The sequence below is a fragment of the Hydrogenophaga sp. NH-16 genome, assembly GCF_004006415.1.
In the GTDB taxonomy this organism is placed as follows: Bacteria; Pseudomonadota; Gammaproteobacteria; order Burkholderiales; family Burkholderiaceae_C; genus Hydrogenophaga; species Hydrogenophaga pseudoflava.
Genome location: NZ_CP029344.1, coordinates 3,002,951 through 3,026,412 on the forward strand (window position 1 = coordinate 3,002,951; position 23,462 = coordinate 3,026,412).

Here is a 23,462-nt window from a genome sequence, read left to right on the forward strand (position 1 = left end):
AACAAAAAAAGCGCGGACTTGGCCGCGCTTGAAAAGAGAAGACTGCAAAAAACTGCAGGCGCGAACTGCTGGCCTCAACTGGCCTGAGCAAAGAGCTCCGGTTTAGTTCGCGGTGTCATAACCAAGCAGTACGAAGTCTAGAGAACAACGAACTTCAATTTTCACACAGTTCTTCGCTGCACTCCTGGCAGATCAGTTGCACTGCGTCTCAAGCCACCCAGGGATCACACAGCTCGTCCCACCCTTGGCAACACAATCCGACATGGCCCGCGAGTCGGCAACCTCCTTGGATGAGCCACTGGCAACACCCCAGACGTTGTTGTTGCCTCTCGCGGCTGATCCACAGGTACCGTTACCGGAGAACTCAAGAATGACCTCGCATCCCATGCCGGTTCCAACCAGGCGTGCGCACTGAACCAACGCATCGCTGTTGGCTTCAGGCTGAGAAGCATAGTTGGTCACAATAGTGCCAACACCGTTGATGGTGTTCACCGCAATCGCACCACGTGCTGTGGCTTCGCCGCCCCCACCACATCCTGCCAAAGTCAAGGACATTGCCAGAACAGACACCCATTTCCATTTGCTCAACACTTGGACTCTCCTGTTTTGTAGTGGCCTGAGCGACCTGCTTTACCCGGCAAATTCTCCCACGGGTAGGGAGGAATATCCCCAAGCAACACACCAATGTAGGAATTTGACGACAGACCACGTACTGGAAATAAGAGAAAACCCCGGGATCGCGGTGCCGCGAGCCGGGGTTGACGTCTCGTACTTGCGAACTGGTCGTCAGAGCGATCAGTGGAACTGCTCTTCTTCAGTCGAGCCGGTCAGGGCCTTCACGGAAGAGGATCCACCCTGGATCACGGTGGTCACGTCGTCGAAATAGCCGGCGCCGACTTCCTGCTGGTGCGACACGAAGGTGTAGCCCTTCTCGCGCGCCTTGAATTCCGGCTCCTGCACCATCTCGGTGTAGTGCTTCATGCCTTCGCCGCGGGCATAGGCGTGGGCGAACTGGAAGGTATTGAACCAGTTGATGTGGATGCCGGCCAGCGTGATGAACTGGTACTTGTAGCCCAGAGCGGACAGGTCGTCCTGGAACTTGGCGATCTGCTTGTCGTCCAGGTTCTTCTTCCAGTTGAATGAGGGCGAGCAGTTGTAGGAAAGCAGTTTGCCGGGGCAGGCAGCGTGCACGGCCTGGGCGAACTCACGGGCGAAGCCGATGTCGGGCACGCCAGTTTCGCACCACACCAAGTCGGCGTAGGGTGCGTAGGCCACGCCACGGCTGATGGCTTGCTCCAGACCGTTCTTGACTCGGTAGAAACCCTCTTGAGTGCGCTCACCGGTCAGGAAAGGCTTGTCGTTGGCGTCGTGGTCGCTGGTGATCAGGTTGGCGGCTTCGGCATCAGTGCGGGCCAGCACGATGGTGGGCACGCCCATCACGTCGGCAGCAAAGCGGGCGGCGATCAGCTTTTCGATGGCTTCTTGCGTCGGCACCAGCACCTTGCCACCCATGTGGCCGCACTTCTTCACGGCGGCCAGCTGGTCCTCGAAGTGAACGCCAGCAGCGCCGGCGGCGATCATGTTCTTCATCAGTTCGAAGGCGTTGAGCACGCCACCGAAACCGGCTTCCGCATCAGCGACGATGGGCAGGAAGTAGTCGATGAACTCCGGCGAACCCGGCTCGATGCCACGGCTCCACTGGATCTCGTCCGCACGCTTGAAGGTGTTGTTGATGCGGCGGACCATGGTGGGCACCGAGTCGTAGGCGTACAGCGACTGGTCGGGGTACATGGTTTCACTGGTGTTGCCGTCGGCAGCAACCTGCCAGCCCGACAGGTACACGGCTTCCAGACCAGCCTTGGCCTGCTGCATGGCCTGGCCGGCGGTGATGGCGCCGAAGGCGTTGACGTAGCCCTTCTTGGCGCCACCGTTGACCTTTTCCCACAGCTTCTCGGCGCCACGCTGGGCCAGCGTGTACTCGGGCTGCATTGATCCGCGCAGACGCACCACGTCAGCGGCGGAGTAACCGCGCTTGACCAGCTTCCAGCGGGGATTGGTTGCCCAGTCTTTTTCCAGGGCTTCGATCTGCTGTTGGCGGCTCAGTTGTTCTTTGAGGGACTGGGGCATTTTGGACTCTCCATGAGGTTGATGAACGGGACGGCTTGTCGCTGCTGCAGACCGGAGCCGATGGGAGAACTTTAAGTCTTATAGAAGACTTTTGGAAGCTCTTATGTCTTATATAAGACAAAAATAAAACCGTTTAAAATCAATAATCTCCAAAACACATTCCGCCATACAAAATCATTTCTCTTGTATTGAGAAATTTTTTTGCAGCGCAGCAGGAGATTTTTCTCATTGCGAAATAACACAACTCCATCTGGAAGACACTGATCACTGTTGACTGGGGCATGATGCTCGCCCTATGTCATCACAGCCAAAGTTACCAACCACACCCGCAAAATTTGGTGCGTATGTCTGCCTCGCGGCCAGCATGGCGCTGGTGGGGAGCTATGTCGCACTCTCCAAACCATTGGTTACAGCCTTTCCGGTTTTCCTGCTTGCGTGGCTCCGCTTCGGTCTCGGGGGTGCGGCCATGTGGAGATGGCTGCGCAAGCCTGCCGAAGAGCCCCAGCTGTCCGCTCGCACACGAAAGCTGCTGTTTCTTGAGTCCTTTCTGGGTAACTTCCTGTTCTCAATCTGCATGCTGTTTGGCGTGTCGATGACCACGGCGGTGTCCGCTGGTGTGGTGATGTCATCCATTCCCGCGGTGGTAGCCGTCCTCAGCTGGGTGTTTCTCAAAGAGCGCATCGGCAAGCGCACCGCTCTTGGCATTGCGTGTGCTGCGGTCGGCATCGGGCTCTTTTCAATGCAGAAGGCCGGCGGGACCGCGCACGCACAAGCTGTCGGATGGTTCGGTCTCGGTCAGCAGTTCTGGGGCAACTTGCTGGTCTTCGCTGCGGTGCTTTGCGAAGCCTCCTATGTGGTCATTGGCAAGCGGCTCACGGAAGGCCTGGGGCCCAAGCGGATATCCGCCATCATCAACCTCTGGGGTTTTGTGCTGGTCACGCCCTTTGGGCTGTGGGCGGCCAGAGCCTTTGACTTCGCCTCCATCACAGCACCCATGTGGGGCCTGCTGGTCTTTTACGCACTCGCCGCCAGTGTCTGGACGGTCTGGCTCTGGATGACCGGCCTGAAGTCCGTTCCCGCCGCTCGCGCCGGGGTGTTCACAGTGATGCTCCCGATCAGCGCAGCCACCATCGGTGTGCTGTTCATGGGTGAAACCCTCAGCACCGTCCAGATGCTTGCTTTTGGTATCGCCTTGCTGGGCCTGGTTCTGGCAACCCTGCCAGGACGTTCAAGCTGAGAGGCTCACGCGCACCACAGACCGGTGGGATCGGTGATTCCCATCCAGAGTGCCCAACCGGAGGTGGCGGCCAGTGCAATACCTGCCAGCCGGATGCCCCAGCCACCCGAGCCGTCGCCTCGCAAACGCAGCAAAAGCCAGGGACCGATGGTCAATGACAGTGACGTCCCAGTAGAGAACAGCGCCATGATCATCGCGCCCTCCATCGCGTTGGCCGACAAAGACGCCACCATCAGCGCGGAATACAGCAGCCCGCATGGCATCAGGGCCCACGCGACGCCGAGCACCGCGGGAGCCTTGGCTCCCAGCCGCCCGAGCACAGGACGCGTCCTGCGCCAGACGCCTTGGGCCAACCCGTCGAGCCAGGCTGGCTGGCGAGCCTGCCAGATCAGCACCAACCCGAGCAGCATCGCCGCCACGTGAAACATGGTCCAGACCGGCCGGATCACCGAAGTGTTGGTTCCGAGCCATGCCAAACCCTGCACCGACCCTGCAGCAAAAGCACCAAAGAGGGAATAACCGAGAAGTCGTCCGGCCTGGAAGGTCAGCAGAGCCGATGTGCTCTGGCGCCCAGTCCCGCCACGGCTGATGCCTGCACACGCGGCACCACACATGGCAACACAATGGGGACCTCCAGCGATCCCCATGAACAGTGCGGTGAGTGCCATGGATGTTTGCATGGCAGAACTCTAGCAGTCGCAGCCCTCGCGCCGGTTCGAAACCACGCGAGTCAGATGATCTTGGAGAAACGCGCCCGGTCCTGGTCGACCTGCAGGTTCTTGTCGAAAACCATGGCAATGGCGCGAACCAGATACCAGCCCGACGGCGTCACCTCCACACCTGAGTCGTCGATGCGAACCAGTCCGTGCTCGGCATAGCCAGCCAGTACCTCCAACTCGCGCGCAAAGTAGCTCTTGCAGTCGATCAGGTGCCCCAGGTTGATCGATTCGAACTGAAGCTGCCCCTGACACATCAGCGACATGATCACGGAGCGGCGCAGCAGGTCGTCCCTGGTCAGTGCCAGTCCACGCACGATCGGCAGCCGCCCCTGGTCCAGCGCGTCGTAGTACTCCTCGATCGTCTTGGCGTTTTGGCTGTAGGTCGCACCAATGCGGCCGATGGCCGAGACACCCAAAGCGATCAGGTCGCAATCCGGCTGCGTGCTGTAGCCCTGGAAATTCCGGTGCAGGCGCCCTTGCCGCTTGGCCACCGCCAGCGCATCCGTGGGCAGCGCAAAGTGATCCATGCCGACATAGACATACCCCGCATCACTCATCGCATCCAGTGAAGCCGACAGCATCGACAGCTTGTCTCCCGCGCTGGGCAACTCGGCAGCGACGATTCGCCGTTGCGGCTTGAAACGCGCCGGAAGATGCGCGTAGGCATACAGCGCGATGCGGTCGGGGCGCAACTGGTTGACCTGGGCAAGCGTACGGGCAAACGACTCAGGGGTCTGCAGCGGCAATCCATAGATGAGGTCCACATTCACCGACTCAAACCCGATCTTGCGGGCTGTCTCGACCAGAGCGAACACCTGTTCGGCCGGCTGAACCCGGTGCACCGCTTTCTGAACAGCGGGATCGAAATCCTGTACACCGAAACTCAGTCGGTTAAAACCCAACCTGGCCAGTGTCTGCAAGCGCTGGTCCGTCACCGTGCGGGGGTCAACCTCGATGGAGTACTCGCCTCCGGGCACGAGCGTGAAGTTGCGCCGGATCATCGTCAGGAGGTCTTCCAGCTCGGCGTCGGACAGGAAGGTGGGCGTCCCTCCTCCCAGATGCAGCTGGGACACGGCATGCCCTTTGCCGAAATGCTGTACCTGCAGCTCCACCTCACGCGACAGATACCGCAGGTATTCCGCAGCCCTTTCGTGGTGTTTGGTGATGACCTTGTTGCAGGCGCAGTAGTAGCAGACAGACTCGCAGAAAGGAATATGTACGTACAACGACAGCGGCAACGCGAGCGAGCCTGCCCGACGTTGTTCCAGCGCCTGGATGTAGTCGCTCTCCGTGAACGCTTCTACAAAGCGGTCCGCGGTGGGGTACGAGGTGTAGCGGGGCCCCGGGATGTCGAATCGCTTGAGCAATTCGTCTGAAATGGCGTGACTCACAAACAATTCTCCAGTTCTCAGCGCGAATGTGCACCAAGGCGGAAATCGCACCCTTGATCAAGATCAAGGGCCATCCAAGCCCCGGGTTTTCCCCCATGCTCGCAACGAGGATGAGAGCGCCCGCCTTGCTGGCACTTGTGGCCATGCGTTAAGCTTCGGGCGAAATCTGGAAGATTTATGGACATTCACAGCATCAAAGTCGCCTGTTCCAGCTGCAACCTTCGGGAGTTGTGTTTGCCAATGGGCCTCAATCCCGAGGAAATGGGCAAGCTGGACACCGTGATCTCCACGCGCAGGAGGATCAAGCGGGGAACCGCGCTGTTCAACACCGGCGACAAGTTCACTTCGCTCTACGCAGTGCGCTCGGGCTTCTTCAAAACCTGCGTGACCACGGCCGATGGGCGAGACCAGGTCACCGGCTTCCAGATGACCGGAGAAATCATCGGCATGGACGGCATCGTCAGCGACCGCCATTCCTGCGACGCGATTGCGCTTGAGGACGCCGAGGTCTGTGTGATGCCGTTTGACCAGGTCGAGGAACTCTCGCGGGAGTTCACCACACTGCAACACCATGTCCACAAGATCATGAGCCGGGAAATCGTCCGCGATCACAGTGTCATGCTGCTGCTGGGCAGCATGCGTGCCGAGGAACGTCTCGCAGCGTTCCTTCTCAATCTCGTCCAGCGTCTGCATGCACGAGGTTTCTCGCAGTCAGAGCTCATCCTTCGGATGACCCGGGAGGAGATTGGAAGTTACCTGGGCATGAAGCTCGAGACCGTGAGCAGGACTTTCTCGAAGTTCGTTGAGGAAGGCACCATCGAAGTCAAACAACGCTACGTACACATCAAGAACACCGATGCACTCAAGCAGATCGTGAACCCTCAGAGCTGCCGTTGAGTCTGGGCGTTTGAACGAAAGAAACCCCGCTTGGGCCCAAGGCCTGAGCGGGGTTTCTCTTTGTGTGCAAGCCGAGGGTTAGCCGCACCCGCCGTTGCGGGCGCAGTCCCGGGGGCGCTCCGCTTCGGGAACCGGGCAGCGGTTGACTTCGAACGGAGACATGGACAACAGGGTGGTCAGCGCGCTCGATGCCATGGTGACGCCCCAGAACACAAAGAACGCCAAGGTGTAGATGGCTTGGCGAGACAACTCCAGGGGGCTGCCGAACCAATGGAGATCACCAGGGTCGACCATGGCGAAAACAACCATCTCAAGCACGGCAGCCACCAGAAAGGCAGGCCAAGCTATCCACATCCACCGCTGAGCATTCATGAGCGTCACCTTCACTCCTGTGTTGTCACATCCGGTGGTGTGGCGTCCTACTTGGAGGGTGCCGCCGGGACGACGGGGGAGGCGGCGTGATTGCGGGCCTGATGGGCCGGCTGCAACTTGGCCATCGCATCGACCTTGGCCTGCCCTTCCAGTCGCTGAGCCGCCGCAAGATCCCTCTCGTAATCGGACTTGTTGAGCACAGGGTCTGGATTCTTCACGGCGATGACCACGGTGACCAGACCTGCAATGATGACCAGCAAAGGACCGCCCACCACCATCCACATGTGCGGGACCTTCCACCAAGGTGTGCTTGGTGCGCGGTCAACTGGACGAGAAATTGCTGACATGACTTGTTCCATAAGGCTTATAAATCCAGTTTAGCGCGGAACGATGAAGACCGCCTTCTCCACGACCTCGGACGCATCAGCGGCGGTGGACCGGACGGTGAACCGTATCGGGTGCGATCCGGCGGGTGCGGCGTTGGGCGGGATCTGCACCCGCACGGCGGCGGAACGCACTTCAGTGGAAAGCACGTCCACCTCGGTTTCCGACGCGATCATCACGCCCTCAAGACCGTCGACGCTGATCTGGTAGCGCTGCGGCGACTCGGTCGCATTCATGATCTGCAGGCGGAACACGTTTTCGATGCGCCCCTGCTCCACCATGCGCGCCAGCGCGCCACGGTCGCGAATCACATCAACTTTCAGCGGCGTGCGCAGGAAGAGACTGACAAACACAGCCAGGGTGATGACCGCCAGAACGCTGGAGTAGACGAGCACCCTGGGACGGAAAGCGTGGCGGACCATCTGCTCACGGGTCCAGCCCTTGGCCATGCCGTTCTGCGTCGAGTACTTGACCAGTCCTCGCGGATAGCCCACCTTGTCCATCACCTCATCACAGACATCGATGCAGGCACCACAGCCAATGCATTCGTACTGCAGTCCGTTGCGGATGTCGATGCCCGTCGGACAGACCTGCACGCAGAGCGTGCAGTCGACGCAAGCCCCAAGGCCCAGGGTCTTGGGGTCGGCTTTCTTCGAACGTGCTCCGCGCGGCTCTCCACGCGCCTTGTCGTAGGTCACGATCATCGTGTCCTTGTCGAACATGGCGCTCTGGAAGCGGGCGTAGGGACACATGTACTTGCAGACCTGCTCGCGCATGAAGCCCGCGTTGCCGTAGGTCGCGAAGCCGTAGAAGAAGATCCAGAAGGTCTGCCAAGGCCCCAGTGAAGCGGCCAGGCTCAGACTCGCCAGCTCCCGGATGGGTGTGAAGTAGCCAACGAACGTGAAGCCGGTCCAGAGGGCGAACAGGACCCACAGGGCGTGCTTGAGCGAACGCTTGCCGACCTTGCGGGCGTCCAGGCTCGATTCGTCCAGCCGGATCCGCGCCGAGCGGTCCCCCTCCACCTTCTTCTCGATCCACAGAAAGATCTCGGTGTAGACGGTCTGGGGGCAGGCATAACCGCACCAGAGGCGACCGGCGACCGCAGTGAACAGGAACAGCGCCAGCGCGGAGATGACCAGCAGTCCTGTCAGGTAGATGAAGTCCTGCGGGTAAAGGACCAGACCAAAAATGTAGAAGCGGCGCGCTTCGAGATCGAAGAGCACCGCTTGGCGGGCGTTCCACTCCAGCCAGGGCAATCCGTAAAAGATGATCTGGGTGAACCAGACCAGCGCCCAGCGCCACTTGGAGAACAGCCCGGACACCGAACGGGGATGGATCTTCTTTCGCGAGGCGTAGAGGGAAACCATCACCTCATCGTCCTCCGGGACACCTTTCGGCGTCTCGGGAACGATGGGAATCACGGGGGGCTTAACAGTGCTTGTGGCGTCTGGCGCTGGAGAACTCACGGATGACCTGGCGGGAGAGAAGTAACTGGCTTCAGGCCATCACTGCTTGGCGGCAGGCTTGTTGGACAAACCCCAGACGTAGGAAGCCAGCACGTTGATCTGGGCTTCGTTCAGCAGCGCGGCCTGCGGCGGCATATGATTGTTGAAACCATTGTTGACGGCACGAATGATCGCCTCTTCGCCCCAGCCATGCAGCCAGACGCCGTCGGTCAGGTTGGGGGCACCCACCGCTGCCATGCCTTTGCCCTCGGGACCGTGGCATGCCGCGCAAGCTGCGAACTTGGCCTTACCCTGCGAAGCACGAACCGAATCGTTCGGGCTGCCGGAGAGGCTGAGCACGTAGTGGGCCACGTCCTTGACGTCTTCAGGACCACCCACAGCCGCAGCCATCGGGGGCATGACGCCGGTACGCCCCTGTGCAATCGTAGTCTTGATGTAGGCGTGATCGGAACCACCCAGCCAGTCGCCATCGGCAAGGTTGGGGAAGGACTTGGCGCCGCGGGCGTCGGAACCATGGCACTGGGCGCAGTAGTTCATGAACAGGCGCTCGCCAATAGCCATCGCCTGGGCGTCGGCCGCGATCTCCTCCGGCTTCATGCCGTTGTACTTCGCATAGATCGGGGCAATGGCGTCCTCGACCTTTTTCACCTCTGCGGCGTGCTGCCCCTGGGACGACCAGCCCAGGGCACCCTGGAACTTGCCAAACATCGGGTAAAGGGCGCCGTACACGAGGGCAAAGACCACGGTGATGATGAACAGGTACACCCACCATTTGGGAAGGGGGTTGTTCATCTCACGCAGGTCACCGTCCCATACGTGTCCCGTGGTGTTGTCGGCGTGGGTGGCAGCCTTGGTCGTGCCGCTGATGTACAGCAGCACCGCGCAGGCGATGATGCTGACGAGCGTGATACCGGCCACGTAGAGGTGCCAGAAGTCGCTGATGAAGTCGCTCATGATGTTTTCTCGTGTTCGTTCCGCAATCGCTCAGTCGTCCTGGAAAGGCAGCTGGGCCGCCTCCTCGAAATCGCGCTGATTGCGTTTGGACCAGGCCCAGACCAGGATGCCGACAAAGGTCAGCAGGCTGATCGCCGTGACGATGCTGCGAAGATCGTTGATGTCCATGGTCTCGCCCCTTTATTGGGTCTTCGCCTCGGCAGCCGGCGCGGCCGTCTGTGCCTCTGCTGCGGGAGCTGCGGCTTCAGGTGCGGCGGCGGGAGCAGCCTCTGCAGGAGCAGCGGCTGCGGGCGCGAGCTTGGCGGCGCTGCGTGCCGTGCCCAGCACCTGCAGATAGGCGATGACCGCCTCCATCTGTGTCTTGCCCTTGACCTCTTCCACGGACTTGGCAATTTCTTCGTCGCTGTACGGGGCACCCAGCGTGCGCAACACTTCCATTCTCTTGGGCAGCACGTCCGCATCGACGGTCTTTTCAGCCAGGAACGGATAGGCAGGCATGTTGGACTCGGGGACCACATCGCGCGGGTTGTTCAGGTGAGCGCGATGCCATTCATCCGAATATCGACCGCCCACTCGATGCAGGTCCGGACCGGTGCGCTTGGAACCCCATTGGAAGGGGCGGTCGTACACGAACTCGCCAGCCACCGAGTAGGGGCCGTAACGCAGCGTCTCGGCCTGGAACGGCCGGATCATCTGCGAGTGGCAGTTGTAGCAGCCTTCGCTCACGTATACATCACGCCCCGCCAACTGCAGCGCGGTATAGGGTTTGAGACCCTCCACCGGCTGGGTGGTGGACTTCTGGAAGAACAGGGGAACGATTTCCACCAGACCGCCCACGGCCACCACGAGGGTGATCAGGACGATCATCAGGAAGTTGCTGGTCTCGATCCTTGCGTGACCAGTCACGGGTTCATTGTGTGCCATGTTGTTCTTCTCCTCAGGCGTGGGCGGGGTTGACGGCCATGACAGGGGCGTTGTGGGCCTTGCCCTGCATCGCGGTCATGACCACGTTCCAGAGCATCAGCACCATGCCGCTCAGGTAGAGCAGACCACCGACCAGGCGGATCACGTAGAACGGGAAGGTGGCCTTCACCGATTCAACGAATGTGTAGGTCAGGCTGCCGTCGGGGTTGACCGAGCGCCACATCAGGCCCTGCATCACACCGGCAATCCACATCGCGGCGATGTACAGCACGATGCCGATGGTGGCGATCCAGAAGTGCAGTTCGATGGCTGGCACCGAGTACATCTTCTTCTGGCCGAACAGGCGCGGGATCAGGTAGTACAGCGAACCCATGGACACCAGACCCACCCAGCCCAGAGCACCGGAGTGCACGTGACCCACGGTCCAGTCGGTGTAGTGCGACAGCGCGTTGACGGTCTTGATGGACATCATCGGGCCTTCGAAGGTGGACATGCCGTAGAACGACAGGGACACGATCAGGAAGCGCAGGATGGGGTCGTCACGCAGCTTGTGCCATGCACCCGAGAGGGTCATGATGCCGTTGATCATGCCGCCCCAGCTGGGGGCCAGCAGGATGAGAGAGAACACCATGCCGACCGACTGCGCCCAGTCGGGCAGCGCGGTGTAGTGCAGGTGGTGGGGGCCCGCCCACATGTAGGTGAAGATCAGGGCCCAGAAGTGAACGATCGACAGGCGGTACGAGTACACCGGACGTTCGGCCTGCTTGGGGATGAAGTAATACATCATGCCCAGGAAGGCGGCGGTCAGGAAGAAGCCCACGGCGTTGTGGCCGTACCACCATTGCACCATCGCATCCTGCACGCCGGCATAGGCGGAGTAGGAATGCGTGAGGCTGGTCGGGATCGACAGGTTGTTGAAAATGTGCAGCAGGGCAATGGTGATGATGTAGGCACCAAAGAACCAGTTGGCCACATAGATGTGCTTCACCTTGCGGATGCCGACGGTGCCGAAGAACACGATCGCGTAGGCCACCCAGGTGACGGCGATGAGCAAGTCGATCGGCCAGATCAGTTCGGCGTACTCCTTGCTCTGGGTCAGGCCCATTGGCAGGGTGACCACCGCGGACAGGATGACCACATTCCAGCCGAAGAAGGTGAACCAAGCCAGCTTGTTGGAGAACAAGGGGGTGTGGCACGTCCGCTGCACGACGTAGTAGCTGGTCGCAAACAGCACGCTGCCGCCGAAAGCAAAGATCACGGCGTTGGTGTGCAGCGGCCGCAGGCGGCCGTAGGTGATCCATTCGATCCCCATGTTTAGCTCGGGCCAGGTCAGCTGGGCCGCGATGATGACGCCCACCAGCATGCCCACCACGCCGTAAATCACGGCTGCAATGGAGAACCAGCGGACGACGCTGTCGTTGTAGACCGCCGGTTGGCCGGTCTTTGTTGTTACGGACATACAGAACTCCTCATTAATGCCACCGGCGAAGTGTCCACATGTAACCCAGTGAACGCCTTGACTTACGTCAATCGCCTCTAAGAATGCGTTCGCCCTCGCGCTCGACGTTGTCGAACTGACCGGCGTGCAGTGCCCACCAGAACACGCCGATGATCGCGAAGACCAGCACGATAGAGACGGGTATCAACAGATACAGGATGTCCATGTCGGCTCCTTGAAATAATCTCAATCTGAAACGCCAAGAGCCGGTTCAGGCGCCGGTCTGCTCACGCGGTGGCGCGGCCAGCCGCAGCGCGTTGAGGATCACCAGCAACGAACTGCCCGCCATCCCCAGACCGGCCAGCCACGGCGGCATCCAGCCGACCAGTGCCAGAGGGACGCACACCAGGTTGTACAGCGCGGCCCATACGAGGTTCTGACGAACGATGCGCATCGTGAACCGGGCCTGCCGCAAGGTCAACACCACGTCCTGGACCTTGCCGCCCTGAAGGATGAAGTCGGATTGCGCCTGCGCCAGCGGCGCCGCATGACCGAGTGTGAACGAGGTGTCGGCCCTGGCGAGCACCGGACCATCGTTGAGACCATCGCCCACCATCGCCACACGGAGCCCCTGCGACTGCATGGACTCGATCTGAGCCAGCTTCTGCTCGGGTGAGGCACCCGCCACCACGTTCTGCACCCCCACCGTCTGCCCCACCGCCCGAGCGGCCGCTTCCCGGTCGCCCGACAGCAGCCAGGTGCGCAGCCCGGACTGGTGCAGGGCCGCCACGGCCGGGGCCGCGTCCTCGCGCACCCCTTCGCTCAGATCAAAGCTGGCCAGCAATCCCTGCGCGTCCGAAAGGTGCACACGGCCAGCAGGCGCTTCCATACCCTCGCTGGCCAAACCACAGAAGGCCGCCGACCCCATGCGGAGCAGGTCACCGTGCGCGTTCCGGGCAGACACCCCCTGCCCTGCCGCCTCGGTCACCTCGTTCAGATCGATGCGCACAGTAGACACACCCGCCTCATGCGCGAAGGCGGCGATGGCACGGGACACAGGGTGCAGCGAGCCTTCGGCCATGGCGGCGGCCAGCGCCAGCACCTGCCGGGGGTCCGCCCCCTCACGGAATCGCTGGCCCGTCACCGCCAGGCGGTCGTAGGTGAGCGTCCCGGTCTTGTCGAACACCACCGCCCCCACCTCTGCCAGTGTCTCGAACGCCTGCAAGCGACGCACCAGAATGCCGCGCCGAGCCAGAGCTCCAGCGGAGCTCAGCATGGCCGCCGGCGTGGCCAGCGACAAGGCGCAGGGACAGGTCACGATCAGCACAGCCACGGCGACGGCCAGCGCCTTCGAGTGGTCGATCTGCCACCAGTATGCAAACGCGAGCGCGGCCGCCGCCAGCACGAGCACGAGGAATGGCGCCGCAATGCGGTCGGCCAAAACGGCCAGGCGCGGCTTCTCGGTGGAGGCCTTTTCCATCAGCGCCACGATCTGGGCAAACCGGGTGTCGCGCCCCAGGCGCAGCACCTCGACCAGCACCGGCCCGGCCAGGTTGTAGCTGCCGGCCACCACCCCATCGCCCTGTCGGCGGGTCACAGGATCGGACTCGCCGGTGAGCAGCGCTTCGTCCACGGTCGCGGTGCCGCTGAGCAGCCGCCCGTCTCCCGGGAAAGCCTGGCCCGCCTGCACCCGCACCACATCGCCCACCGACAGACGGCGCACCGACAGCGATTCGAAACGCCCGTCGGCGGTCTGCCGCTCGCACACCTCGGGCAGGCGGTTCATCAGCGCATCCAGCGCGCCGGCGGTGCGGTCCCGCGCCTTGAGTTCGAGGTAGCGCCCCCCCAGCAGGAAGAACACGAACATGGTCAAAGAGTCGAACCAGACCTCATGGCCCCAGGGCCCTGTCGGATCGAAGGTGGCCGCCGAGCTGGCCAGGAAGGCCACGAGGATGCCGATGGACACCGGTGTGTCCATGCCGACACGACCGAGCTTGAGGTCGCGCCACGCACCCCTGAAGAACGGTCCGCTGGCAAAAGTGACCACAGGCACGCTGAGCACCCAGCTGGCCCAGCGCAGCAGCTGGTCGATGTCGGCAGGCATCTCGCCGGGCTCGGCCACGTAGGCTGGCCACGCGTACATCATCACCTGCATGGCACAGAAGCCGGCCACGAACAGGCGCCAGAGCGCGAGCCGGGTTTCCTTCAGGCGTTCGGAAATCGACAGCGCCTGCTGCAGCGGCAGCAGGCGGTACCCGGCCTGGCCCACGGCGTCGGCCAGCGACGACATGCGGGTGGCACCGGGTTCCCACTGCAGCATCAGGCGGCGCGTCGCGGCATGAACCCGCGCGCTGCGCACGCCGGGCAGGTCCTGCAAGGCGCATTCCACCGTGTCGGCGCAGGCAGCGCAGTACATGCCCTGCACCATCAGCACGGATTCGGCCACCGTTTGGCCGTCAATTTCCTTGAATTCAGTGAAGTCGTTCAGCTCGACCGGGTCGTCGAGCACCGAAAAGTCATCGGTGACGGTCAGCGGCCCGCGATGTGGTCCGAAAGGGTCTTCCCCGCGCTGCGACTGGGCAGACGGTTCGTTGCCCAGCAAAAGCCCCACCGGGGGCGCGGTGGCGGCCTCGTTCATGCCGCGAGGGTAGTTCAAGTCGCTTTTCATGCAGTTGATTTAAGTCAACCGCTACCGGGCGGTCAATGCGTAGCCTATATTGTCCTTTCAACCACAACACAACCGGAGATCAGCATGTACAAGCGCATCCTCGTGGCCACCGATGGCTCCAAACTGTCCAACATGGCCGTCGAACACGCCATTGGCCTGGCCGACATCACCGGTGCCGAGGTCGTGGCATTGAAGGTGGTGCCGCGCTACCCGCAGACCTATTTCGAAGGCGGTGTGGCCCTGGCGGCAGCGGAAGTGGCCCGCATCGAGAAGCAGTGGAACGATGAAGCCATGGAGGCGGTCAACGCGGTCAAGGCCGCGGGACAGAAACGGGAGGTCAAGGTCAAGCCGATCACCGTCAAGTCCGACCTGATCGCCGAAGCCATCATCGCCGCAGCCAAGCGCAACAAGGTGGACCTGATCGTGATGGCCTCGCACGGCCGAAAGGGCATCAAGCGGCTGTTGCTGGGCAGCGAGACGCAGCAGGTGCTGACGCATTCTCACATCCCCGTGCTCGTCCTGCGCTGAGCGAGCCCCTCAAGCAAAAGGCCCGCGACTGCGGGCCTTTTTGTTTTGCAGCGCCAGGTTCAGGCGAACGCGCCCTTGTACTGATCGCGCAACAGGTTCTTCTGCACCTTGCCCATGGTATTGCGCGGCAGTTCGTCGACCATCACGCAACGCTTGGGAATCTTGAAGTTGGCGAGTTTTGCCTTGAGTTCGGCGATCACCCGGTCCGGGTCCACCGTGGCGCCAGGCTTGGCGATGATCACCGCCACGCCCACCTCACCGAAATCCGGGTGTGGCACGCCGATCACTGCGCTCTCGGCCACGCCTGGCATGTCGTTGATGACACCCTCGATCTCGGCCGGGTAGACGTTGTAGCCGCCGGAGATGATCAGGTCCTTGCTGCGGCCGACGATGGTGACGTAGCCTCGTTCGTCCACCTTGCCCACGTCGCCGGTCCGGAAGAAGCCGTCGGCGGTGAATTCCTCCGCTGTCTTTTCGGGCATGCGCCAGTAGCCCTTGAACACGTTCGGGCCTTTCACCTGGATGCCGCCGATCTCGCCCGGCGCCACCGCCTTGCCGTCCTCCTCCATCACCCGCAGCGTCACGCCGGGCAGGGGGAAGCCCACGGTGCCGCCGCGGCGCTCGGTGGCGCCGCCGTAGCGCGCGTCCGGGCCGCAGGGGTTGGAGGTCAGCATCACCGTCTCGCTCATGCCGTAGCGTTCCAGGATGGTGTGACCCGTGCATCGCTGCCATTCGGTGAAGGTCTCGATCAGCAGCGGCGCCGAGCCGGAGATGAACAGACGCATGTGCGCGGCCTGCGCCTTCGTCAGCGACGGCTCGGCCAGCATGCGCACGTACAGCGTGGGCACGCCCATGAAGACGGTGGCTTCCGGGAACTTGCTGATGGCCAGCTTCGGATCGAACTTTGACAGCCAGATCATCTTGCTGCCGTTGATGAGGGCGCCGTGGATGGCCACGAACAGGCCGTGCACGTGGAAGATGGGCAGCGCGTGGATCAGCACGTCGTCCGGTTGCCACTGCCAGTAGTCGCGCAGCATCAGCGCGTTGCTGCGCATGTTGCCGTGCGTGAGCATGGCACCCTTGCTGCGGCCGGTGGTGCCACTGGTGTAGAGGATGGCGGCCAGGTCGTCGTCGCTCCGGACTGCGGGCACGTGGCCGTCACTGCAATGGGCCGCGCGCTCCAGCAGACTGCCAGTGCGGTCGTCGCCCAGTGTGAAGACGTATTGGGTGCCGGCGGTGAATGCGATCTTGCTCACCCAGCCGTGGTTCCTCGGGCTGCAGACAACCACGGCAGGCTCGGCGTTGCCGATGAAGTACTCGATCTCGGCACTCTGGTAGGCCGTGTTCAGCGGCAGGAACACATGGCCCGCACGCAGCGTGGCCAGATACAGCACCATGGCCTCGACCGACTTTTCCACCTGCACGGCGATGCGCGAAGCCGGAGGAAGGTCCAGCGAGTCCAGCAGGTTGGCCATCATGGCCGTGGCGCGGTCCAGATCGCGCCAGGAATAGGACAGACCGTTGTCGGTCTCCACCGCCGCGCGGTCGAGGTCGGCGGGGAAGGCGTCGCGCAGTGCGACGAACAGGTTCTGGTTGCTCATGGTGTGGCGTGGGAGGTTCAGAAGTTCGGCGGCCGCTTGGCCAGAAAGGCGGCAATACCCTCGCGGTGTTCGGCGCTGTCGGCGTAGTCGTAGGCGGTGGGTACCAGGGCTTCGGCGCCCTGCCCGCCCGCCAGCGCGCGCAAGGTCTGCTTGTTCAGGCGCGCGGCCTGCGGCGCCAGGCGGGCGATGCGCAGGGCGCGTTGCCGGGCCTCGGCGGGCACATCCGCGTCGTGCAGCACGGTGTGCAGGAAGCCGCGCGCGAGCAGGGTCGGCGCGTCCAGCACCGCGGCCTCCAGCAGCATCTGCCGCGCAGTGGCCAGACCCACTTCGCGCGCCACCAGCGCGGCCTCGCGCGGCGCCATCGGGAAGCCCAGCTTGGCAATCGGGGCACCGAAGCGGGCACCATGCCCTGCCACGCGGATGTCGCAGCAGCTGGCGATCTCCACGCCAGCCCCCATGCAGTTGCCCTCGATCTGTGCGATCACGGGCAGGTCGCAGTCCACCACGGCCGAGAGGCCGCCCCAGACGTCGTTCTCGTGGAAATCGCGCAAGCCGTCTGGGTGAAAGCGGAAGTCGGTGTACTCGGCGATGTCACCGCCCGCACAGAAGTGCCCGCCCTCACCAGCCACCACCACGGCACGCAGCTCGCTGCGCTGCTGCAGCCCGGTGAACACCTGCCGCAGCTCGCGCCACATCGCGCGCGACATGGCGTTGAACTTGGACGGGTTGCTCAGGGTGACGCGGGCGATGGCGTCTTCAAGGTGCAGGCGGATGTGACCGGACATGGGCGGGACAGTGGCGACAGATCAGTCGAGTTTCGCGCCCGAGGCCTTGACCACCTGCGCCCACTTCTTCAGTTCGGCCTTGACGAAGCCATCGAACTGGGCGCCGCTGAGGTTCGGGAACTCGGCGCCCTGGGCCGCCCAGACCGTCTTGGCCTCGTCGGCCTGTGCAGCCTTGCGGATCTCTTCGATGGCCCGCGCCTGCGCGTCGGCCGGCGTGCCCTTGGGTGCCCAGATGCCGTACCAGGTGGTCACGGTGTACTCGGGCAGGCCCAGCTCGGCGGCGCAGGGCACGTCGGGGAACGCGGCGTTGCGTTTGGTGCCCGACACCATCAGCGCCTTGATGCGGCCACCCTTGATGTGACCGGCCGATGAGCCCAGGCCGTCGAACATCATGTCGACGTTGCCGGCAATCAGGTCGTTGAGCGCAGGGCCCGCGCCGCGATACGGGATGTGGGTGATGAAGGTCTTGCTCTGCTGCTTGAACAGCTCGCCGGCCAGGTGGTGCGAGGTGCCGCTGCCGGCCGAGCCGTAGTTGAGCTTGCCGGGGTTGGCCTTGATCTCGGCCAGGAAGGCCTTGAAGTCCATGCCGCCATGCTTCTTGGCATTGACCACCAGCACCTGCGGCACGCTGGCCACCAGGATCAGCGGCACCAAGTCTTTTTCAAGGTCGTAGTCCAGCTTCGGGTACATGAACGGAGCGATGGTGTGGTGCACCGCCCCCATGAACAGGGTGTAGCCGTCGGGCGCCGCCTTGGCCGCGATGCCTGCGCCCAGCGTGCCGCCAGCGCCGCCGCGGTTGTCGATCACCAGGGACTTGCCCGAGAGCTTGGTGAACTGGGCCGCCATCGGGCGCGCGAAGGCGTCGGTGCCGCCGCCGGCCGGGAACGGCACGATCATCGTGACCGGCTTGGTCGGCCAGCTGCCCTGGGCATGGCCCACGGTGCCGTACACCGCGGCGCCTGCCGCGACCGCGCGCAGCACATCGCGCCGCTTGAATCCTGTTGCTTGCATCGGTTTGTCTCCGTTGTGGTTGTGGTGAAAGTGTTTCGCGTCAGGCCAGCAGGTCCTTGATCGCCGGGGCGACCGGGATCTTGCCTTGTGCCAGGGCGGACCGGTTCCTGTCGAGCTTCTTGAGATCGTAGAGATAGTTGACCATCAGCCCGTAGGACTGCTTGAATCCCTTGGCCGACGGGTCGGCGGCCCAGTTCAGGCGCTCGATGCGCGCGCCGTTGCCCAGGTGGAAGCGCGCCACCGCATCCAGCGGCTTGCCATCCTGCAGCTCCTGGGCGAGGTAACGCGCCGCCCACTGCTTGAGGGCCACGCGCGGAGGCGACTTCTCGGCCAGATCTGGCGCCGCCTCCCAGGCCTGCAGCAACTCGGCCGGCGCGTGCTTGCCCAGCCAGGCCCGCAGCCCGGGAATCGGCGAGAGCGTGGCAAAGGTCTTGAGGCGCGGAAACTCCTCGTGCAGGCACTCGACCACGCGCTTGATCAGCGAATCGCCAAAGCTCACGCCGCGCAGTCCGGCCTGGGTGTTGCTGATGGAATAGAAGATTGCCGTGGTCGCGCGGTCCAGGTCGGCCGGCGCGGCGGCTTCGTCCAGCAGCGGCGTGATGCTGGGAGCGATCTCGTTGATCAGCGCCACCTCCACGAAGATCAGCGGCTCGCCCGGCAGGCGCGGGTGGAAGAAACCGTAGCAGCGGCGGTCGCTGTCCAGTCGGTTCTTCACGTCGCCCCAGCTGCGGATGTCGTGCACCGCCTCGTACTTGATGAGCTTCTCCACCAGCGACGCGGGCGAGTCCCAGCTGATGCGGCGCAGTTCCAGAAAGCCCACATCGAACCAGGTGGAGAACATGTACTCCATCTCCACGTCCAGCGCGAGCAGGCGCTTGTCGGTCTTGAGTTGCGGCTGCATCTCGGCGCGCAGGTTGACCAGAAAAGGAATGCCGTCCGGGTGGGCGCTGAAGCGCTGCAGCAGGCGCCGGCGCGGCGACACGGTGGCGCGGCGGTACAGCACCTCGGCCGCGGCTTCGTCGGGCGTGCCCACCGCGGCGGCGTATTTCTGCTGCGCGGCCTTGACCTGCTCGGGGTCGGCCACGAAGCGCTCGCTCATGAGCAGCCACAGATCGCGCCGGTGGGCCGGCGAGGCGCTGGCGTACCAGGCGATCAGTTCCCCGGCGCGGCGGCCGCCTTCCACTTCGCTGACCAGCGGATCGACGATGCCCTTGAGCTCGTCCAGCTTCTGACGCAGCGCCCGGGGCGACAGCGCTTCCTCTCCCTGCCGCAGGCGGGCTTTGAGCCGCTCGTGCGTGGAGCGCACAGGTGCCGGCTGGGGCTTCGCGGCCTGCGCACGCAGGCGGGAAACCCTTTCGCTCAGCCATTCCCTGGTGTTCATGCGGAGATCCTCGAGATGTGGAGACGGGCCAGGTCGCGCAGCGCCACGCGCTGGCGGATCAGGTGGGTCCGCATCGCCGCCTCCGCCCCCTCGGCGTCCCTGGCCTTGAGTGCGGCGTACACCGCCATGTGCTCCGACAGGCTCTGTTCCAGCCGGCCGGGCGCATGCAGCTGCTGCAGGCGCGCGAGCTTGACGATCTTGCGCAGGTCGCCGATCACCTGCGCCAGCCAGCGGTTGTTGGCCAGCACGATGATGGCTTCGTGAATCGCGTAATTGGTTTCGTAGTACTCGGTGATGCGCTTGGCCTTGGCGCTGCGCTGCAGGCGGTCGTGCAACTGTTCCAGCGCTGCCAGATCGGCGTCGGTCGCGTTGGTGGCAGCTTCGAACGCGCACCGCCCTTCCAGCAGAGCAATGACCGGAAAGATCTCGTCCAGATCGCGCTCGGTGATTTCACTCACAAAGCAGCCGCGCCGCGGCTCGTGCCTCACCAGCCCTTCGGCCGTCAGCACCTTGAGCGCCTCGCGCAAGGGCGTGCGGGAGATCGCCAGCTCGGCGCAGAGTGCCGGTTCGTCGATGAATCGCCCTGGCGCCAGGTCCCCCGCAAAGATGCGGTCGCGCAACTTGGCGGCCACCTCATCGTGAAGGGAGTTGAGCACCAGTCGCATGAAGCATCGGGAGAACCCGCTTCGTGATTACCTGTAATTACAGATAATTCTAGAGAGAGGCCCACCGGGCGCAAGCCCGTACAAACCCTCAGAACACGTCGGACGCCTTCAGCTGCGTCGACCCGCCCAGACCCACAACGCAGCACCGCCGAGGACCATGGGCACACACAGCCACTGCCCCATGCTCATGCCCAAAGACAACAGGCCCAGGTGGGCATCCGGCTCCCGGAAAAACTCCGCGGTAAAGCGGAACAGGCCATAGCCGAACAGGAAGGCGCCGCCCACCTGCCCCGTCGCGCGCGGTTTGCGCGCGTACCACCACAACAGGACGAACAGAAGCAGACCTTCCAGCAGGAACTGGTAGACCTGCGAGGGATGCCGCGGGAGGTCACCTGCGCCGCGGAACACCATGGCCCATGGCAGCGACGGGTCGGCCACCCGCCCCCAGAGTTCGCCGTTGATGAAGTTGCCCACCCGACCGGCGGCCAGACCAGTGGGGACGCAGGGCGCCACGAAGTCCATCACCTGCAGCCACGGCCGCTGGCGGCTACGTGCGTACCAGACCATCGCCACCAGCACGCCCAGCATGCCGCCGTGGAAGCTCATGCCACCCTCCCAGACCGCAAAGATCTCCAGCGGGTGGCTCAGGTAGTACGCAGGCTTGTAGAACAGGCAATAGCCGATGCGCCCGCCCAGCACCACACCCATAACCCCCAGGAACAGGATGTCCTCGACATCCTTGCCCTCCCAGGGTCTGGGCGCTCGAACCGACGCAAAGGGCTCGTGCTTCAGCCGAGCACGCCCGAGCAAAATAAAAAGCCCGAAGGCCGCAAGGTAGGTCAGCCCGTACCAGTGGATGGCCAGCGGGCCAAGCTGCAGGGCGATGGGATCAATCTGGGGATGAATCAACATGGCCTGCGATTGTGCACGCAGGCCATGACCCTCTCCGGTCAGTCGAGCATCGACAGGTTGCGCACGGCACCCTTGTCGGCCGAGGTGGCCAGCAAGGCGTAGGCCTTGAGCGCGGCGGTCACCTTGCGCGGGCGCGGCTGGGCCGGCTTCCAGCCCAGAGCGTCCTGCTCGGCGCGGCGCTTGGCCAACTCCTCATCGCTCACCAGCACATTGATGCTGCGGTTGGGAATGTCGATGCGGATGCGGTCGCCCTGGCGCACCAGGCCGATGGCGCCGCCGGCCGCCGCTTCGGGCGAGCAGTGGCCGATAGACAGGCCGGACGTGCCACCGGAGAAGCGGCCGTCGGTGAGCAGCGCACAGGCCTTGCCCAAGCCCTTGGACTTGATGTAGCTCGTGGGGTAGAGCATCTCCTGCATGCCTGGGCCGCCCTTGGGACCCTCGTAGCGCACGATCACTACGTCGCCGGCCTTGACCTTGTCGGCCAGGATCTCGGCCACCGCTTCGTCCTGGGACTCGGTGACATAGGCCGAACCCTCGAACACCAGGATGGACTCGTCCACCCCCGCCGTCTTCACCACGCAACCGTCGAGCGCAATGTTGCCGCGCAGCACGGCCAGACCGCCCTCTTTCGAGAATGCATGGTCAAAGGAGCGGATGCAGCCTTCGGCACGGTCCAGGTCGAGGCTGGGCCAGCGCGTGGACTGGCTGAACGCCACCTGCGTCGGAATGCCCGCCGGGCCGGCCATGTAGAAGGTCTTGACCTCGTCTGACGGGTTGCGCGCGATGTCCCACTGTTCCAGCGCGTCCTTCATGGTCTTGGCGTGGATGGTGGGCACGTCGGTGTGCAACCTGCCCGCACGGTCCAGTTCACCCAGGATGGCCATGATGCCGCCCGCACGATGCACGTCTTCGATGTGGTACTTGTTGGTGTTGGGCGCGACTTTGCACAGCTGCGGCACGACACGCGAGAGGCGGTCGATGTCGGCCATGGTGAAGTCGATCCCGGCCTCCTGTGCGATGGCCAGCAGGTGCAGGATGGTGTTGGTGGACCCGCCCATGGCGATGTCCAGCGTGATGGCGTTCTCGAAGGCCTTGAAGCCCACCGAGCGCGGCAACACCGACTCATCGCCCTGTTCGTAATAGCGCTCGCACAGCGCCACAGCCGTGCGACCGGCGCGCTTGAACAACTGCTCGCGGTCGGCGTGCGTGGCCACCACGGTACCGTTGCCCGGCAGCGCCAAGCCCAGCGCTTCCGCCAGGCAGTTCATGGAATTGGCGGTGAACATGCCTGAGCAGGATCCGCAGGTCGGGCAGGCCGAACGCTCGACCTCGGCCAGATCGGCTTCGCTCACCTTGCTGTCCACGGCCATCACCATCGCGTCCACCAGGTCGAGCTTCTTGATCTCGATGGTCTGGGTCTGCGGATTGGCCAGCCGCACCTTGCCCGCCTCCATGGGGCCACCGGAGACAAACACCACAGGAATGTTCAGGCGCATGGCGGCCATCAGCATGCCGGGTGTGATCTTGTCGCAGTTGGAAATGCACACCAGCGCGTCGGCGCAGTGGGCATTGACCATGTATTCCACCGAGTCGGCGATCAGCTCACGGCTGGGCAGCGAATACAGCATGCCGTCGTGCCCCATGGCAATGCCGTCGTCCACCGCAATGGTGTTGAATTCCTTGGCGACGCCACCAGCGGCCTCAATCTCGCGCGCCACCAGCTGGCCCAGATCCTTGAGGTGCACATGACCAGGCACGAACTGCGTGAAGCTGTTGGCAATGGCGACGATGGGCTTGGCGAAGTCGCCATCCTTCATGCCAGTGGCGCGCCAGAGAGCGCGGGCACCAGCCATGTTGCGGCCGGCGGTGGAAGTCTTGGAGCGGTAAGCAGGCATGGGGCGGATGATGTTGATGAACGGAATGCGGGCTGTCAACCTCAAATTATCCCGCAGGGCCATGCGCCTTGCATCTGAAAGCCCAGCCGGGGCAAGGGGGACGGCTA

The 23,462-nt window shown here is 63.4% G+C and carries 23 protein-coding genes; 3 read left to right on the plus strand and 20 right to left on the minus strand.

The window, feature by feature from the left end:
* Window positions 1-192: 192 nt before the first annotated feature.
* Both DD542_RS14445 and aceA read right to left on the minus strand, forming a co-directional pair.
* A complete protein-coding gene (locus DD542_RS14445) occupies window positions 193-588 on the minus strand; it encodes a DUF4189 domain-containing protein (protein ID WP_143434252.1) in 396 nt (131 codons plus the stop codon).
* A gap of 207 nt (window positions 589-795) precedes the next feature.
* A complete protein-coding gene (gene aceA, locus DD542_RS14450; RefSeq protein WP_066151490.1) occupies window positions 796-2,127 on the minus strand; it encodes an isocitrate lyase in 1,332 nt (443 codons plus the stop codon).
* A 295-nt stretch (window positions 2,128-2,422) separates the two neighbouring features.
* On the opposite strand from aceA, the gene DD542_RS14455 reads away from it, so the two are divergent.
* Complete coding sequence (locus tag DD542_RS14455; protein ID WP_079365659.1) at window positions 2,423-3,364, plus strand: DMT family transporter; 942 nt, start codon at window positions 2,423-2,425, stop codon at window positions 3,362-3,364.
* 5 nt (window positions 3,365-3,369) lie between these two features.
* Here DD542_RS14455 and DD542_RS14460 read toward each other — a convergent pair whose 3' ends face one another.
* Both DD542_RS14460 and hemN read right to left on the minus strand, forming a co-directional pair.
* Window positions 3,370-4,044, minus strand: coding sequence for a sulfite exporter TauE/SafE family protein (locus tag DD542_RS14460; RefSeq protein ID WP_127806129.1), 675 nt, complete (start codon window positions 4,042-4,044; stop codon window positions 3,370-3,372).
* Between the two features lie 50 nt (window positions 4,045-4,094).
* On the minus strand, window positions 4,095-5,474 hold the full coding sequence (gene hemN, locus DD542_RS14465) for an oxygen-independent coproporphyrinogen III oxidase (protein WP_066151499.1): 1,380 nt from the start codon (window positions 5,472-5,474) through the stop codon (window positions 4,095-4,097).
* A gap of 177 nt (window positions 5,475-5,651) precedes the next feature.
* Between hemN and fnr the strand changes: the two genes are divergently transcribed.
* On the plus strand, window positions 5,652-6,371 hold the full coding sequence (gene fnr, locus DD542_RS14470; RefSeq protein WP_079365657.1) for a fumarate/nitrate reduction transcriptional regulator Fnr: 720 nt from the start codon (window positions 5,652-5,654) through the stop codon (window positions 6,369-6,371).
* Between the two features lie 78 nt (window positions 6,372-6,449).
* On the opposite strand, the gene DD542_RS14475 is transcribed toward fnr, so the two are convergent.
* The 9 genes from DD542_RS14475 to DD542_RS14515 all read right to left on the minus strand — a co-directional run bounded on the left by DD542_RS14475 (window position 6,450) and on the right by DD542_RS14515 (window position 14,565).
* Window positions 6,450-6,743: a hypothetical protein gene (locus DD542_RS14475; RefSeq protein WP_066151503.1), complete on the minus strand. Its 294-nt coding sequence runs from the start codon at window positions 6,741-6,743 to the stop codon at window positions 6,450-6,452.
* A gap of 47 nt (window positions 6,744-6,790) precedes the next feature.
* On the minus strand, window positions 6,791-7,027 hold the full coding sequence (locus DD542_RS14480) for a FixH family protein (protein WP_164868405.1): 237 nt from the start codon (window positions 7,025-7,027) through the stop codon (window positions 6,791-6,793).
* A 93-nt stretch (window positions 7,028-7,120) separates the two neighbouring features.
* Complete coding sequence (gene ccoG, locus DD542_RS14485; protein ID WP_127806131.1) at window positions 7,121-8,494, minus strand: cytochrome c oxidase accessory protein CcoG; 1,374 nt, start codon at window positions 8,492-8,494, stop codon at window positions 7,121-7,123.
* A gap of 138 nt (window positions 8,495-8,632) precedes the next feature.
* Window positions 8,633-9,547 (minus strand): cytochrome-c oxidase, cbb3-type subunit III, encoded by a 915-nt coding sequence (ccoP, locus tag DD542_RS14490; protein ID WP_127806132.1) that lies wholly within the window; start codon window positions 9,545-9,547, stop codon window positions 8,633-8,635.
* A gap of 30 nt (window positions 9,548-9,577) precedes the next feature.
* Window positions 9,578-9,715, minus strand: coding sequence for a cbb3-type cytochrome c oxidase subunit 3 (locus DD542_RS14495; RefSeq protein WP_079365654.1), 138 nt, complete (start codon window positions 9,713-9,715; stop codon window positions 9,578-9,580).
* Window positions 9,716-9,727: 12 nt separating this feature from the next.
* Entirely contained in the window at window positions 9,728-10,471 is a 744-nt protein-coding gene (ccoO, locus tag DD542_RS14500) for a cytochrome-c oxidase, cbb3-type subunit II (protein ID WP_079365653.1), read from the minus strand.
* A gap of 13 nt (window positions 10,472-10,484) precedes the next feature.
* Window positions 10,485-11,930, minus strand: coding sequence for a cytochrome-c oxidase, cbb3-type subunit I (ccoN, locus tag DD542_RS14505; protein WP_127806133.1), 1,446 nt, complete (start codon window positions 11,928-11,930; stop codon window positions 10,485-10,487).
* 67 nt (window positions 11,931-11,997) lie between these two features.
* Entirely contained in the window at window positions 11,998-12,135 is a 138-nt protein-coding gene (gene ccoS, locus DD542_RS14510) for a cbb3-type cytochrome oxidase assembly protein CcoS (RefSeq protein ID WP_066151515.1), read from the minus strand.
* A gap of 45 nt (window positions 12,136-12,180) precedes the next feature.
* Window positions 12,181-14,565 carry a cation-translocating P-type ATPase gene (locus tag DD542_RS14515; protein WP_241559560.1) on the minus strand — a complete coding sequence of 795 codons (2,385 nt, stop codon included), beginning with the start codon at window positions 14,563-14,565 and terminating at the stop codon, window positions 12,181-12,183.
* Between the two features lie 96 nt (window positions 14,566-14,661).
* On the opposite strand from DD542_RS14515, the gene DD542_RS14520 reads away from it, so the two are divergent.
* Window positions 14,662-15,105 (plus strand): universal stress protein, encoded by a 444-nt coding sequence (locus tag DD542_RS14520; RefSeq protein ID WP_066151517.1) that lies wholly within the window; start codon window positions 14,662-14,664, stop codon window positions 15,103-15,105.
* Window positions 15,106-15,164: 59 nt separating this feature from the next.
* On the opposite strand, the gene DD542_RS14525 is transcribed toward DD542_RS14520, so the two are convergent.
* The 7 genes from DD542_RS14525 to ilvD form a co-directional block, all read right to left on the minus strand.
* A complete protein-coding gene (locus DD542_RS14525) occupies window positions 15,165-16,706 on the minus strand; it encodes a malonyl-CoA synthase (RefSeq protein ID WP_127806134.1) in 1,542 nt (513 codons plus the stop codon).
* Between the two features lie 17 nt (window positions 16,707-16,723).
* Window positions 16,724-17,491, minus strand: coding sequence for an enoyl-CoA hydratase/isomerase family protein (locus tag DD542_RS14530; protein ID WP_127806135.1), 768 nt, complete (start codon window positions 17,489-17,491; stop codon window positions 16,724-16,726).
* A gap of 21 nt (window positions 17,492-17,512) precedes the next feature.
* Window positions 17,513-18,502 (minus strand): tripartite tricarboxylate transporter substrate binding protein, encoded by a 990-nt coding sequence (locus DD542_RS14535; RefSeq protein ID WP_066151523.1) that lies wholly within the window; start codon window positions 18,500-18,502, stop codon window positions 17,513-17,515.
* Window positions 18,503-18,542: 40 nt separating this feature from the next.
* On the minus strand, window positions 18,543-19,883 hold the full coding sequence (locus DD542_RS14540; RefSeq protein ID WP_127806136.1) for a malonyl-CoA decarboxylase family protein: 1,341 nt from the start codon (window positions 19,881-19,883) through the stop codon (window positions 18,543-18,545).
* The gene (locus DD542_RS14545) at window positions 19,880-20,548 is read right to left on the minus strand and encodes a GntR family transcriptional regulator (protein WP_127806137.1); all 669 of its coding nucleotides are present in this window, start codon (window positions 20,546-20,548) and stop codon (window positions 19,880-19,882) included. Before DD542_RS14545 ends, DD542_RS14540 begins: the two co-directional genes overlap by 4 nt.
* A gap of 108 nt (window positions 20,549-20,656) precedes the next feature.
* Window positions 20,657-21,460, minus strand: coding sequence for a prolipoprotein diacylglyceryl transferase (gene lgt / locus DD542_RS14550; protein ID WP_066151529.1), 804 nt, complete (start codon window positions 21,458-21,460; stop codon window positions 20,657-20,659).
* Between the two features lie 38 nt (window positions 21,461-21,498).
* Window positions 21,499-23,355, minus strand: coding sequence for a dihydroxy-acid dehydratase (gene ilvD / locus DD542_RS14555; RefSeq protein WP_066151803.1), 1,857 nt, complete (start codon window positions 23,353-23,355; stop codon window positions 21,499-21,501).
* Window positions 23,356-23,462 lie beyond the last annotated feature (107 nt).

Excerpts from the sequence above, each read along its gene's own strand:
- aceA (WP_066151490.1), bottom strand. The coding sequence starts at position 2,127 with ATGCCCCAGTCCCTCAAAGAACAACTGAGCCGCCAACAGCAGATCGAA.
- DD542_RS14455 (WP_079365659.1), top strand. The coding sequence starts at position 2,423 with ATGTCATCACAGCCAAAGTTACCAACCACACCCGCAAAATTTGGTGCG.
- DD542_RS14460 (WP_127806129.1), bottom strand. The coding sequence starts at position 4,044 with ATGCAAACATCCATGGCACTCACCGCACTGTTCATGGGGATCGCTGGA.
- fnr (WP_079365657.1), top strand. The coding sequence starts at position 5,652 with ATGGACATTCACAGCATCAAAGTCGCCTGTTCCAGCTGCAACCTTCGG.
- DD542_RS14475 (WP_066151503.1), bottom strand. The coding sequence starts at position 6,743 with ATGAATGCTCAGCGGTGGATGTGGATAGCTTGGCCTGCCTTTCTGGTG.
- DD542_RS14480 (WP_164868405.1), bottom strand. The coding sequence starts at position 7,027 with ATGTGGATGGTGGTGGGCGGTCCTTTGCTGGTCATCATTGCAGGTCTG.
- ccoG (WP_127806131.1), bottom strand. The coding sequence starts at position 8,494 with ATGGTTTCCCTCTACGCCTCGCGAAAGAAGATCCATCCCCGTTCGGTG.
- ccoP (WP_127806132.1), bottom strand. The coding sequence starts at position 9,547 with ATGAGCGACTTCATCAGCGACTTCTGGCACCTCTACGTGGCCGGTATC.
- DD542_RS14495 (WP_079365654.1), bottom strand. The coding sequence starts at position 9,715 with ATGGACATCAACGATCTTCGCAGCATCGTCACGGCGATCAGCCTGCTG.
- ccoO (WP_079365653.1), bottom strand. The coding sequence starts at position 10,471 with ATGGCACACAATGAACCCGTGACTGGTCACGCAAGGATCGAGACCAGC.
- ccoN (WP_127806133.1), bottom strand. The coding sequence starts at position 11,930 with ATGTCCGTAACAACAAAGACCGGCCAACCGGCGGTCTACAACGACAGC.
- ccoS (WP_066151515.1), bottom strand. The coding sequence starts at position 12,135 with ATGGACATCCTGTATCTGTTGATACCCGTCTCTATCGTGCTGGTCTTC.
- DD542_RS14520 (WP_066151517.1), top strand. The coding sequence starts at position 14,662 with ATGTACAAGCGCATCCTCGTGGCCACCGATGGCTCCAAACTGTCCAAC.
- DD542_RS14525 (WP_127806134.1), bottom strand. The coding sequence starts at position 16,706 with ATGAGCAACCAGAACCTGTTCGTCGCACTGCGCGACGCCTTCCCCGCC.
- DD542_RS14530 (WP_127806135.1), bottom strand. The coding sequence starts at position 17,491 with ATGTCCGGTCACATCCGCCTGCACCTTGAAGACGCCATCGCCCGCGTC.
- DD542_RS14535 (WP_066151523.1), bottom strand. The coding sequence starts at position 18,502 with ATGCAAGCAACAGGATTCAAGCGGCGCGATGTGCTGCGCGCGGTCGCG.
- DD542_RS14540 (WP_127806136.1), bottom strand. The coding sequence starts at position 19,883 with ATGAACACCAGGGAATGGCTGAGCGAAAGGGTTTCCCGCCTGCGTGCG.
- DD542_RS14545 (WP_127806137.1), bottom strand. The coding sequence starts at position 20,548 with ATGCGACTGGTGCTCAACTCCCTTCACGATGAGGTGGCCGCCAAGTTG.
- lgt (WP_066151529.1), bottom strand. The coding sequence starts at position 21,460 with ATGTTGATTCATCCCCAGATTGATCCCATCGCCCTGCAGCTTGGCCCG.
- ilvD (WP_066151803.1), bottom strand. The coding sequence starts at position 23,355 with ATGCCTGCTTACCGCTCCAAGACTTCCACCGCCGGCCGCAACATGGCT.